Below are 13,862 nucleotides of genomic sequence, written 5' to 3' on the forward strand. Positions count from 1 at the left end.
AGACAAGGCCAACCTATTGCTGCTGCATTAATTGTTTTATGTATTTCACCGGGGCACTGCCATAACTTAAGAACTGTTCATGGAATTGCTTCAACTCAAACATTTCCCCTTGAGAGTGAGCCATGGCCTCACGTAAATCATAAATTTCCCTAAAACCTGCGTAGTAACTGGTGAGCTGCACTTGACTTAAGGTTGCTCGGCGCCACTTTCCTTCGGCTTCGGCTTGTTGCTGGAAGGCTTCTTGAGTCATAAAGTCTATGGCTTGTGCTTGTGTCATGCCCTTCACTTGAATGCTGTAATCCAAAATGGTGTTCGCAATGACTCTTAGATTCCACTTGTAGTACATCAACCACATTTCGGGCTCAAAATCGCCATAGCCCTGCTCTAACATCATACGTTCGGTATAGACGGCCCACCCCTCTACCATGGCGCCATTACCAAACAAACTCTTAATAAGACTTGGTGACTGGTTGGAATACACTAGCTGACTGTAGTGCCCAGGGATGGCTTCGTGAATATTCAGCACCTGTAAAATCCAGTGATTATATTCCCGCAGATAACTTTCAGCTGATTCATCACTCATGCCATCCAAGGGCGTGACATTGTAATAAGTATTAGCAGCTTGCTCGTAAGGCCCAGGCGCGCTTATGGACGCACCAGCAAAGCCGCGCATATACTCTGGCGTTTCACGCACCACTAATGGCTTATTGGGATCCAATGTGAGTAAGTTTTTGTCATTGACAAATTTAATCAGCTCAGGGATTTGTGCCCTGACTTCATCGACGAACTTATCCCGGCTCACGTGTTTTGCTGACAAGGTATCGATAAGTGCCTTAATGGCTAACTGACTATCAACAGGCTTAGGCGTCTTCATATGCTTAGCCCAGATTTTGTCTGTGATCTTAGCCATTTCAGCCTGCACGGTATTCTTGTCATCCAGCGCTTTATAATAAAGCTGCTTTGCCGTCATGCCTGACTGAATGTCAAAGGCAAACTTCTCTTCGTATAAGGTTTCGCCAATGCGAAAACTGCGAGCCGTTTCCGGCGTTAATCCCTTCTCAAGTTCAGTCAGCCAATCAATATGCTGTTTAATGGCGTTAACGCTGGCATCGAAACGGCTTTTGAATAGGGTTTTATCTTCATCACTTAAGCGTGATGCCATGGCTTTAGCCAGCAAATCATCAGAAAACACCGAAAACGCGCCTTGATTTTGCATGATGGCAAGTTGAGTGTGTTCTAGGGTGGGCTTATCGATATTCTCCCGCGCCGCTTGGTAATAGGCTGGCACATGTTCCATACGGGCAAGAACTGAGCTTAAGCGTTCATCTAATGGGGCAAATTCTTCATTAATCAGCTGAGCAAAACCGCCTGAGACATTGTAGCTCGACGGGTCCCACTGCCAAGACTTAAAGCGCTCCACTTCCCATTGCATGCTGCTGAGCAAATTGCTAACAAGTTCATAATCGATAAGCTCTTGGGCTGTCAGGGCGGCCTTATCAAACTGGGCGAGTTTATCTTGCTGGGCCTTTACAAAGGCGAGCGTGTTGTTGCGACCAGCTTCATTGGGGATTTCCAAGTAACCATCATTAATGTGCTTACCACTGTATAAGGCCCAGGTAGGCGATAAAGTCCATAATGCATCGATAAACTGCTCAGAAAAGTGAGCAAAGGTAGCAATTTCAGCCTGAGTCTGTGTGGTAGTCGCTGCATTGGGTGTCTCGGATGCAACCACCTCAGTTGCCTTGGGCGTTTTGGACTGAGTTTCACTGTCAGGGGCTTTATTGCAGGCACTTAAGCCGAAGATAGCCAGGCTTATGGCGAGTACAAGTGGCGCTTTTTTCATCTTGAGTCCTTGAATTATTAACTTTTTATCTGGATTGAAAGCTATGATTGCCCTATTCTCATCTTAACTTGCAGCGCTGGCAAGCCTTAGGTGTAACAAATTCAGCTGTATGTCATCAGTGTTTCATCGCTGTGTCATCACAGTGTTATCTCTATTGTTTTATTACTGTTGTTCTGTCACTTGAGTGCCCTAGCGTCTTATTTGCGGCTATTTTGTGCTAAAACGCCACTTTGGCCCGCCGAGAACACTCAGGAATACCATTATGCTCCATAAGGGAATATCACTTTTGCTTGCGCCGCTGTTGCTGTTGCAGGGCTTACAAGTGCGTCGTACAACACCAAGGCTTGCTGAACCTAAGGGTGAACGTATGGGCCAAACTGGAGACAATCCAAGCTTAAGTGTGCTTATTTTGGGGGATTCCGCCGCATTGGGTGTGGGCGTTGATAATCAACAAGACGCACTACTGGGTCAAGTGATTCATCATCTAAAACCTTTTGGTGAGCTGAGTTTCAGCCTATTTGCCAAAACAGGCGCCACCACAGCAAGTACTTTACAAACCCTAGAAAAAAACCTTCACGGCAAGCATCCCATTCTCAGTCAAGCGCATTTTGATATTATCATCACCTCACTTGGGGTTAACGATGTTACTTCATCCATAAGTTGCGATACTTGGCTTGATCAGCAAGAACAACTATTCAAACTATTAACCCAGCGTTATAGCCCAACCCACATTTTGGTCACGGCAGTCCCGCCGCTGGGATTATTTCCCGCACTGCCTAATCCATTGCGCTGGATCTTAGGCCAAAGAGCAACTCGCTTTAATCAAGCATTACAGCAATTACTGCTTATCCTAGGACAGCAAACAGGGAAGCCTGGGTTTGGCCAGCTTAACCACCCGACTCGCTTTAGCTTGATTAATTTGCCATTAGATAAGCCTTCATCAGAAACGAGCATGTTAGCCTTTATGAGGCAGGTGATGGCCGTTGATGGATTCCACCCTGGCCCGCAAATCTACACTGCATGGGCCAAACGCATTACAGAGGAGATTAAGCGGGATAACGGGTGAATGGGCTTGGTTTTTTTACCTTAACTTGCATTTGGTCCGGAATACGATTTGGAGAAGATTGGCGATAACGACACATGACGCGGATGAATTGGTTAGAGACTTAGCCATTCATTTTATCGATGAGTATCGAGAATGTTTTTTTCAAAGGAGCTGGGGGGATGAGTATCAATATGCCATGCTAGCATCTGAATTCTGTCCAAACGTAACTTTCTAGTTGAAAATATTGATGGTACATTTTACATATGACATTAATAGCAGGCTAAAAATCCTACTATTAATGTTTTCTTTTAACGGTTATATCAGCCACCAACATGGCGCGATAATATGACAGTTTAAACTTGTTGTAGATGGTGGCGAAATTCAAAAACTGACCTGTCACCGAATGCAATGCTAGGCTGCAATGTGATTACTCTTACGCCGTTGCGGGGCCTTCCGCTATAGGTAATTTAGCTGTATTGGTATTATCTACATTACCTTTCCAGCGGATCAAAATAACTAAGGTGATAATACTGATTAATACCGAAAACATACTTGCTTCTGGACCAAAATCACCACCTGTCATCCACTCTTCCATTCCATGAAAGACAGGCTTAAACCAACCGGTTTTATCAAATCCACTCACGCCAAAACCTAAAATATTACCTTGTGCCCAATTCCAGCCTAGGTGTAATCCAATGGGTAGAGCAAGACTACGTGTCTTTAGGTATGCTAAGCCAAGAACCAGTGACCCAATAAATAAATCAAGTGATGCAAACACTTGAGTCGTCCCCTGCATGCCTGGGTTTCCCCAATGACCTAGTACAAACAGGGAGGCGATCAATAATTGAGCCCCCCAAACACCGATGCCATCTATCAGTCGTTGAAATATGAATCCACGGTGCAGAATTTCCTCTACTAAAGATCCAACTAAAAACAAATAAAATCCATAGCTTAATACTTGCCAGTTTCTATTTTCATCGAGTTCAAAAGTGACGCCACCAACGAACCAAATTAATGCTACTGTGGCAAACATCATTCCGAGGCCTGCAAATGTGCCAACGAAAAAATGTTTGAACCAACGTTTATTGACTCCCATACCGACATCAGATAAAGATTCTTTGCGTACTTTGATACAAATCCAAGTGACCAATAATAGGAGAAGAAATGATACAGGCTCTAACATTTGCTCTGTAAAGCCTAGCTGTCCCAGCCCCTGCTTAATGGGTTTATAGATAGGCCGCGTAATTGCAACTAACGCAATAAATATTAAGATCCACCATCCATTTCGTACTTGATTATTATTAAAGAAAATGTTTTTCATAATTTTACCTTCTTTGAATATTATTATTTTTTATGTAACAGCGGCTAAAATACTAGTAAATTGAATAACGGCTTTAACCATGCTATATCTAGACAGACTTTAAAGCAAAAGCTGTTCCATTAAATAAATAACAATTAATATCAGTAGTTTACATTGTAAATGATGATTGTTACTACCCATTTATTTTTAATAAGTGACTGTTCCTACTATAAAGTAACTAAATTTGCCAACATGTTACTAACATCTAGAGAGCGATGTTTGTGCTGGCCAGGCGGATAAGTATCAATGATTTCTATCAGGGTAATTGACTGGCAAGGTGAAATGTATGCCTCTAACGAGATGAATAAACGAATGGTATTTAATACCAATCGTATTAATTATCTGGTCATTCAGCGGGAATTCAAAGGGGATTAATCAAGGCAGAGTTTTCCGTTTACTGTGTCATGGGCCATTATGGAGAACGTCTGCTTGGTGTGTGAAAGAAATAAGCGCGAATGAGAAAGTGCAACTGACAGGCATAAAAAAAGACGCCCTAGGCGTCTTTTTTTATTCATCTTTAAATAAAGTGGCGGTGACGGAGAGATTCGAACTCTCGATACGTTGCCGTATACACACTTTCCAGGCGTGCTCCTTCAGCCACTCGGACACGTCACCTTAATTCTGTGTTCAAACGGGAATATCGCCCTAACCAAATACCCTGCTGAACGGCGGCTACTTTACGCAAATCACCTAGGAGGGTCAAGCTAAAAAAACCTATTTTCAAGCGTTTGCACAAATGCTGTGCAAACCTCGAGATAAATTGGTCAAAGGGCATCACTATTACCCTAATAAGGTTGGAAACAGCCCTTTCACACCGGCGGCAATCACTTCTATCCCCATGGATAGCATGAGTAGACCCATCAAACGTGTGATAACGTTAATCCCAGTTTTACCTAAGTATTTAAAAATTGCCGGCGCCATTCTAAATAATCCAAAACTGACTAGGCCTAATAATACGATAGTGACAAACATACCGACAAAGTTAGCAAAACTGTTATGACCTGCGGCGAAGACGATCACAGAGCTAATGGCGCCAGGCCCCGCCATTAACGGCAATGCGAGAGGCACTACAGCAACGGATTCCATCGCCGATGACTCCCTGTCCTCTTCTTGGTTGCGCTTGACTTCACTGAGCTTGCCTTGAAGCATGGACATGGCAATGATAGCGATAAGGGTGCCGCCTGCGATACGAAACGCAGACAGTGAGATGCTGAATAAATTCAGAATGTGCTGACCCGCAAGCATGGTCACTAATAAGATCACCACCACGGCAAAGTTTGCGACTTTACCAGTATGATTGCGCTCGACTTCAGTTTGATGGCTGGTTAGGCTGACAAACACAGGTAATAGCCCTATTGGATTAATGATCGCCAATAAGCCTAAGAAAAACTTCACGTAAATCATTATGTCCAATGACAAACCCTCTTTAAATAATCAGCACTCATGTATTCGGCACTGTTGTGATAGGCAATGTTGTAATAGGTACAGCACCTTGTTTCTAGGAGCGCTACTTTAACTTAAGTACGTCACTGACAAAAATGAGTTTTTTTCATTTTTTAACCAGTATCAGATAAGAAAAACTTATCAGTAAAGCAGGTTTTTCATCGCTACTAGGGCGGCTAAATATAGGTGATGGCATTTTAGCCTGCCGAAAACTAATGCGTAATGACCAGCGGTAAAGCCCTGCCTTAAGTAATAAAAAGTCATCACTTAATAAAAAGCTCAGTAAAGCGCTTCGCGACTATTCTTTCGAAACAAACCGCACAACTATAGCAGTGAAAACCCAAGTCAGGCTTATTTCCCATGCTTACCAAGCGAATTATTCACATGGAAAAAAATGGAGACCTAAGGTCTCCATTTTTTGCTTTATTTAGCTAAAATTCAGCTGGTTACTTAGCAGTCCAGCGGTCCATCCAGCCTAGTACATTGTTATACCATTGCTGCAGGTTATCTTGATTTAAAATCCAGTGATTCTCATCCGGAAACATCAATAACTCTGAAGGAATACCTTTACGTTGCATATAACTGAACGCGGCTAAGCCTTGGCCATAAGGGACACGGAAGTCTTTCTCGCCATGAATGATCAGCATAGGTGTTTTCCAGTTTTCAACATAGTTCACCGGATTAAACTTCTCGTACAATGCCTTGTTATCTGAGTAAGGTCCACCGAAATCATATTCAGGGAACCATAACTCTTCAGTCACATGGTACATGGAACGCATATCAAACAGACCAGCATGGTTTACTAGGCACTTAAAGCCTGTATTCCAATGGCCTTGGATCCAGTTCATCATGTAGCCGCCATAAGAGCCACCTAAGGCACAAGCATTGGTTGCATCAAGCCAAGGTTGTTGCTCAGCCACAGCCGCTAAGCCTTTTTGTAAATCTTCTAATGGCTTACCGCCCCAATCTTTAGAAATGGAGTCAGTGAATGCTTGCCCATAACCGGTAGAACCGTGAAAATCCACCATCACTACGCCATAGCCCGCACCCGCCCATAGCTGTGCGTTCCAGCGACCGCTAAAGCTGTTACCAAATGATCCTTGCGGGCCACCATGAACTAAGTAAGCAATGGGGTATTGTTTACCTTCTTCGAAGTTCGTGGGTTTAATCCAATAACCGTGTACAGTCTCGTCGTTCCAACCCTTAAAGTTGAATTGCTGGTATTCACCAAACTTGATGTTAGCCAGCTTGTCTTTGTTCACTTCGGTGAGCCGAGTTAAGTGCTCACCTTCTAAGTTGATTTTGTATAAATCGCCAGGCTCTGTCAGGCTAGTGTTATCGAAAATAATGCCTTTGCTTGTCACCGCAACTAGGTGGCTACTGCCCTGGTTGTAGATAGGACGCACATCACCAAATTGAGTGTTAACTTCAAATATGGAGACTTGGCCTACATCTTGAGCCGTGACGTATAAGGTACGACCATCACTGCTGAAGTTAATCGAACTCGGACTTCTGTCCCATAAAGGCGCCACTTCTCGTTCATCACCAGTGGCATTGTCACGAAGCATGATTTTATAGCGGTCTGCTTCAAAACCCGGTTTGCTCATCGCAAGATAGGCTAAATAACGGCCATCGGCAGAGAAGACAGGTTGTGCATCCCAAGCAGCGTTACTTGGGGTTAGATTCGTTGTTTCACCGCCCTTCACACTCACTTGCCATAAATCATAATTGGTGGTCCAAGCTTGATCTGTACTTGGCGCTTTAGCGCTATAGACAATGTGCTGTCCATCAGGGGTGAAGGTCACTTCTTCCATGCCAGAGAATGGCTTAGGCGGCGTTTCTGTGTCCCTGCCTTGGGTTACATTTATGGCTGTGGTGATCTTATTGCCGTTTAATGGCGCCACAAATAAATGATTACGAGCGTGATCTTCCCAAGTATCCCAATGGCGTACCATTAACTGCTTGTATTCACGGCCGGTAGTTTTTTTATCTTTCTCGGCTTGAAACTTATCTTTAGAGCATTGAAGGTCTTTACACTCAGGGAAAACCCGCAGGGTCATCACCACTTGCTTGCCATCTTGTGACAACTTGTAGCCGTTGACGTCTAAAGGTAAATCTGTGACTTGGATGGCTTCGCCGCCGTTAAGGGCTAACTTATATATTTGGCTTGAACCTGAACGGCTCGCCATGAAATAGATAGACTTTCCATCGGGGGCAAAGGTCACATCAGACTCAGTGCCAGCAGCGCTGGTTAGCTGCATAGGCTTAGCATTTTTATCGCTTAAATCCAGCAAATAAAGATCAGAGCTTGCTTCGTTGTTGGCATCTTTAATTTTAACGCCGTAAACCAGCTTAGTGCCATCATTAGACACAGCAGCAGAATGAAGTTTATTAAGGTTAACCAATTGCTGAACATTGAACGCCGTCGGCGCGGCTGCCTGAACTGAACTGCACAATCCTGCAGTCATCAAGGCAAGTAAAAGAGAGGTTTTTTTCATTGTTATCGATTCTCTGTTATAAAAATGAGCGCAAGCAATAAAGACTGCACTCGAAATAATAAAAAACTGTAAGCAGACTAGCCAAAACAAAACGCTCAAGCAACCCTCTACTTGTATCAAGTTATGATAGAGGGCGACTCGAGCGCAGTGTATTACATCCAGTAACTTAACTTGCTGTTAGCTGTTAGCTATTAGCTTTACTGTTTTACTGTTAGCGATATTCACTTTCCATACCGCAGGGCCGGTTTCATGAGCATTTACGCCATTTGAATCCACAGCCACAGTCACAGGCATGTCTTGTACATCAAACTCATAGATAGCTTCCATGCCCAGATCGGCAAAGGCCACCACGCGAGATTTTTTAATGGCTTTAGACACTAGGTACGCCGCGCCGCCTACGGCCATCAAATAGACTGCTTTATGTTTTTTGATGGATTCAACAGTTTGTGGGCCGCGCTCAGACTTACCTATCATGCCCATCAAGCCCGTTTTTTCCAGCATCATGTCGGTAAATTTATCCATACGGGTGGCGGTTGTTGGACCTGCTGGGCCAACCACTTCGTCACGCACTGGATCAACAGGGCCAACATAGTAGATAAACTTGCCTTTAAAATCGACGCCTTCGGGCAAACCTTCGCCAGACTCAAGTAAGCTTTGAATGCGCTTGTGAGCCGCATCACGGCCGGTAAGCATTTTGCCATTGAGCAGTAAGGTATCACCACTCTTCCAAGTTTCGATTTCAGCTTGGGTGATGTTATCGAGGTTAACTCTGTGAGTATTCTCGCCCGCTTCACGGGTGATTTCAGGCCAATCTGACAAGGATGGCGGCGCAAGGTCGGCAGGCCCAGTGCCATCTAGATGAAAATGCACATGACGGGTCGCTGCGCAATTTGGGATCATCACCACAGGTTTTGAGGCAGCATGAGTTGGCACAGATTTGATTTTAACGTCAAGTACTGTCGTCAATCCGCCAAGTCCTTGAGCGCCTATGCCTAAGTTGTTAGCCCGTTCAAAAATATCTAAACGCAGCTTTTCTTCTGTTGTCACAGCGCCGCGAGCCTTAAGCTCATGGATATCTATGCTTTCCATCAATGACTCTTTTGCAAGTACGGCTGCTTTCTCGGCTGTGCCGCCAATACCTATGCCTAACATGCCAGGTGGACACCAACCTGCGCCCATGGTTGGCAAGGTTTTTTCAACCCAAGCGGCGATATCATCGGATGGGTTTAGCATGGCCATCTTAGACTTGTTTTCAGAGCCGCCACCTTTAGCTGCTATTTGCACTTCCACATGATTGCCGGGCACCATATCGATATGCACCACAGACGGTGTGTTATCTCGGGTGTTCTTGCGCGTGCCTGCAGGATCGGCAACGATTGACGCTCGTAGTGGATTATCTGGGTTTAAATAAGCTCGGCGAACGCCTTCATCAACCATTTCTTGAATGGTCATGTCGGTTTTATCCCACTGAACTGCCATACCCACTTTAACGAAGGTGGTCACAATACCTGTGTCTTGGCAAAGAGGACGTTTGCCTTCTGCTGACATGCGGGAATTTATCAAGATTTGTGCGATAGCATCTTTCGCCGCTGCGCTCTCTTCACGTTCAAAGGCCAAGTTCATTGCATCAACGAAATCTTTTGGGTGATAGTAAGAGATATATTGCAAGGCATCTTCTATGCTTTCGATGAAATCCGCTTGTTTGATCACAACCGAAGAAGAATGAGTTAAATCTGACATAATGGGGCGCTCCAGCAGCCATAGTGGCCGAACAGTTTATTATTCTTATAGAGTAGTTTAATAAAATTGGTATTAATCCTTTCAAGTTCATTATGATACTCTTTCCGCTCTTTTGGGGCTACATCACATTTTTAGATAGGGTAAATTCAGGCAAATGCGGGGCAATATTCAGTTAGCGGTAAAGAAATTAAACTGGCAGATCACCACACACGCCTTGTTTAGCCATGTCTCACACCAACCATGGGCTATTCTGCTCGACTCGGGTGTTTCATCACAAGCTGAACCTAAAAGCACTGGCTTACCTCTTGCCGATACACAAGCAGGCAGTAATCACTTAGATGCCAAGTTCGACATAATAGTGTTTGACCCCATAGCAACCTTAGTGACCCAAGGCACACAATCCCATTTTTGCGTACTTGACAAGCGTATTAAGCAAGCATTCAACAATGAGACAAACGAAAGTAACCCTCTTAGCTTTCTTAATAGCCTTAACGAGAGACTCTATCCACATCGCTTCGATTCAACCCTGCCCTTCAGTGGCGGCGCCGTTGGCAGTTTTAGCTATGATTTAGGCCGTCAGCTGGAAACTTTACCCGACATTGCCATGAATGATATTCACTTAAGTGAAATTAATATCGGATTTTATGACTTTTGTTTGATTTATTCCCACCAAGAAAAGTCTTGGTATGCCACGCATTATTTAGGTTCTGCAGCGTTAGATGCAGCAATTGAAAATATTCATCTAAAAATAACGAAAACCACTAGTCAGCCAGGTTCGTTACATGGCGCGTTACAAGACGCATTGCTTAGTAATGCTCCTCTGCCATTCAAACTCACCTCTGATTGGCAGTGTCAGCTCAGTCAAGCGCAATATAATCAAAAGTTCAATCGGGTGCAGCAGTATCTACTCAGCGGTGATTGCTATCAGATAAACCTGACTCAGCGTTTTAGTGCCGGCTATCAGGGTGATGAATGGCAGGCCTATCAAGCATTATCAAAGGCTAATTGCGCGCCTTTCTCAGCCTTTATCCGCCTAGAAAATCACAGCCTACTGTCCATTTCACCTGAGCGTTTTATTAAGCTTGAAGGCAACAGCATAAGCACCAAACCCATTAAGGGCACACTGCCAAGAGGGAAAACCTTAGAAGAAGACAAGCTAAATGCGTTTCGGCTGCAAGCCTCTGAAAAAGACAGAGCTGAGAACGTCATGATAGTGGATTTGCTTAGAAACGACATTGGCAAGGTCGCAAAAGCTGGGTCTGTGGCTGTGCCATCACTCTTTGCCATAGAAAGCTTCCCGGCCGTGCATCATTTAGTCAGTACAGTCACAGCGACACTCAAACCCAATTACACAGCGACAGATCTCTTGCAAGCCGCCTTCCCTGGTGGGTCTATTACAGGGGCGCCTAAAATTCGCGCAATGGAAATTATCGAAGAGCTTGAGCCCTCAAGACGCAGCCTTTATTGCGGCAGTATTGGTTACATCAGTCAAGATGGCAAGATGGACACCAGCATCACAATACGCACTTTAGTGGCTGAGAGAGTCGATAACACTGGTAGGGATAACCCTCAAATCTATTGCTGGGCGGGAGGCGGTATCGTCGCCGATTCCAACGTCGAAGCGGAATACCAAGAAAGTTTCGATAAGGTGAGTAAAATATTACCCATTTTAAGTAGTCTGTAATTCTCATCTGCCATCGAAATACCTAACATGAGATATTGCGTATCAAAAGTGTTATATTCTTCGAGCCTGCAATACAACAAGCTTACAAATAAATGGATAAAACAATGCCAGTCAATTTAACTGACTGGCATTGTACTGAGACGTTTTTGAGTACGCTTACACTCTATTTGTAACAACAGGTGTCGTCATCACGTTTTACGGTGCAGGTTGAGTAACCGTGTTTTGATCTAAAGTCACTGCCGTGTGGGCTAACAAGCGTCCAATCACTGACGCACCTGTATTCACTATGATTACTTTTTCTGCCAAAACTACACCTTCAAAATGGGCTGTAGTACCTATTGTTACGCCAGTACCACCTTCAACTTGCCAGAAGATGTTCTTGGCTTGTGCACCACCTTCGAGTATCACCCTAGAGGCCGGTGCTTGGGTAATGTCGCCAGATATTTGGAATATCCATACATCATTGGCCGCGCCAGTTAAGGTGACATCGGTTGAAATCAACACACCTGTGCTCCACTTATATAAACCAGGCGTTAAGGTTCTGCCACTGATATCACCTGCATGCAGTTCGGTAAAATCAGGTAAGGTTCTGCCTGCGGCGTCGTTATAGGCAGTGCCCATATCCAATACAGCATTAGCGACTAAGGTATTATCTGGTGCAGCGCCTTTAAAGCAGCTCACATCCCCACTGCCCGTGTACGCGGCGTTCGAACCATAAATAATACCGGTTATTTCATGACAGAACACATTATCCATGGCAGCAGCGGTAATTGGACTTGCCCCCATGTTGCCTGTGATTGCAGAGGTGGGTACGTTGGTGGTGCCCGTTTTCGTTAAAATAACAAAGTTAACTGCAGTTCTTAAATCAACAGCGGCTGGACCTTTTGCAGCAACTGCGCTGGTGGTAAAACTCCAAACGTAATCACTGGCTAATGGGTTTGCAGGTGTTGCGAGATCGGTTATCGCTGTCGTTAACTTAGCGGTATAAAGTGTACTCGCTGCTAAATCTTCAGTGGGATTAAAGGTAATTGAGGTGCCCGCATAGCTTAATTTACCCGCTACTAGATTAACGCCGTCTGTGACGGTGAAACTCGTATTGTTAATGCTTGCTGGCGCTATTGCTTCACTAAATTTGGCCACTATATTGCGATTTAGTGGAAAATCAATGGCGGTATTCAGTGGGTCAGTCTCAATCACTGTCGGGGCAACAACATCAGTCATCACTGCCGTGGTAAAGCGCCAGATATAATCATTGGATAATGGCATACCTTCAGCACTCATCGCCGCGGTAGTGATGCTGGCGGTATAAACCGTAGAGGGGTTAAAGTCACTGTTTGGTATAAAAATAGCGCTATTACTATCGGTATCCAAACTGACGCTACCAATCACAGGCACTGCGTTTGGGGCTGAGAGTGTAAAGCTTGTGGTATCTATGGTTAGCACATCCATTGGCTCGCTGAACGTGGCAACGAGGTTATGGTTAATGGCGACCTCAGTTGCTGCGTCTAGCGGATTGGTCAGTGTGATTGTTGGCGTGCTTTTTCCGCTGGTAAAACTCCAAACAACATCGGCAGCTAGAGCCTGACCCGCTGCACTTTTTGCGGCACTGGTAATTGTCATTGTGTAGGCCGTACTTGAGGCTAGTGAGGTCAACGGTGTGAAGACTGCTGTCTTGCTTGATGCATCTAAACTCACAGCTCCTGCCACCGGCTGTGCACCCAGCGTCAACTGAACACTCTGCAGATTGATAGTTGCTGCATCCATGGCTTCACTGAAATTTGCGCTGACACTAGTATTTATTAGTACTTGTGTTGCCATATCCACAGGGGTAACTGACGTTACCGTTGGAATAGTCACCACAGGCGGGAGTGGCTCAGGTGCCGGTGGTGTATCATCATTGTTGCGACAACCGAATAATAAGGTGCTCATCAATAGCGTCGTCAGCCATAAACTGCGACTGATTTTTGTATGGGTAGTGTTCATTAATTTGTTCCTGTAGGTGTTTTACGTTCACGATATTGATCGCCACTGAAAAAACGTTTCGCTTGCTGGCAAACTAAACAACACTTAGGAAATGTGTTTCACTTTCAATATCTGAAGCTGTAATGCTAAATCGAGAAACTCATTGTTAGTCACCATGAGTTAATTGGCGTGCTGAACCCATTTTTTTTCAATGTGTTAAGACTGTTTAATATCAATGCTATTTATACACTTTATTAACATGCTGTACTGTATGCTGGCATACATAG

Annotated in this window: 8 protein-coding genes and 1 tRNA gene; 2 read left to right on the plus strand and 7 right to left on the minus strand. The window is 44.5% G+C overall.

The annotated features are described in order from the left end of the window. Positions 1-13: 13 nt before the first annotated feature. Entirely contained in the window at positions 14-1,843 is a 1,830-nt protein-coding gene (locus tag SDEN_RS09950) for a DUF885 domain-containing protein (RefSeq protein ID WP_011496346.1), read from the minus strand. A gap of 262 nt (positions 1,844-2,105) precedes the next feature. Between SDEN_RS09950 and SDEN_RS09955 the strand changes: the two genes are divergently transcribed. After that, the gene (locus SDEN_RS09955; protein ID WP_011496347.1) at positions 2,106-2,909 is read left to right on the plus strand and encodes an SGNH/GDSL hydrolase family protein; all 804 of its coding nucleotides are present in this window, start codon (positions 2,106-2,108) and stop codon (positions 2,907-2,909) included. Between the two features lie 412 nt (positions 2,910-3,321). Here SDEN_RS09955 and SDEN_RS19795 read toward each other — a convergent pair whose 3' ends face one another. The 5 genes from SDEN_RS19795 to SDEN_RS09980 form a co-directional block, all read right to left on the minus strand. Then, entirely contained in the window at positions 3,322-4,209 is an 888-nt protein-coding gene (locus SDEN_RS19795; RefSeq protein ID WP_011496348.1) for a CPBP family intramembrane glutamic endopeptidase, read from the minus strand. A 566-nt stretch (positions 4,210-4,775) separates the two neighbouring features. Beyond that, positions 4,776-4,863 (minus strand) — tRNA-Ser (locus tag SDEN_RS09965). A gap of 165 nt (positions 4,864-5,028) precedes the next feature. Next, complete coding sequence (locus SDEN_RS09970) at positions 5,029-5,652, minus strand: YchE family NAAT transporter (RefSeq protein WP_011496349.1); 624 nt, start codon at positions 5,650-5,652, stop codon at positions 5,029-5,031. Positions 5,653-6,137: 485 nt separating this feature from the next. Then, positions 6,138-8,189: an alpha/beta hydrolase family protein gene (locus SDEN_RS09975; protein ID WP_011496350.1), complete on the minus strand. Its 2,052-nt coding sequence runs from the start codon at positions 8,187-8,189 to the stop codon at positions 6,138-6,140. A gap of 177 nt (positions 8,190-8,366) precedes the next feature. After that, positions 8,367-9,929, minus strand: a complete 1,563-nt coding sequence (locus tag SDEN_RS09980) for a fumarate hydratase (protein WP_011496351.1) — start codon at positions 9,927-9,929, stop codon at positions 8,367-8,369. 154 nt (positions 9,930-10,083) lie between these two features. On the opposite strand from SDEN_RS09980, the gene pabB reads away from it, so the two are divergent. Next, a complete protein-coding gene (gene pabB, locus SDEN_RS09985) occupies positions 10,084-11,613 on the plus strand; it encodes an aminodeoxychorismate synthase component I (protein WP_011496352.1) in 1,530 nt (509 codons plus the stop codon). A gap of 195 nt (positions 11,614-11,808) precedes the next feature. On the opposite strand, the gene SDEN_RS09990 is transcribed toward pabB, so the two are convergent. After that, complete coding sequence (locus tag SDEN_RS09990) at positions 11,809-13,596, minus strand: ice-binding family protein (protein WP_011496353.1); 1,788 nt, start codon at positions 13,594-13,596, stop codon at positions 11,809-11,811. Between the last annotated feature and the right edge of the window lie 266 nt (positions 13,597-13,862).

The organism is Shewanella denitrificans OS217 (assembly GCF_000013765.1).
Taxonomy (GTDB): Bacteria; Pseudomonadota; Gammaproteobacteria; order Enterobacterales; family Shewanellaceae; genus Shewanella; species Shewanella denitrificans.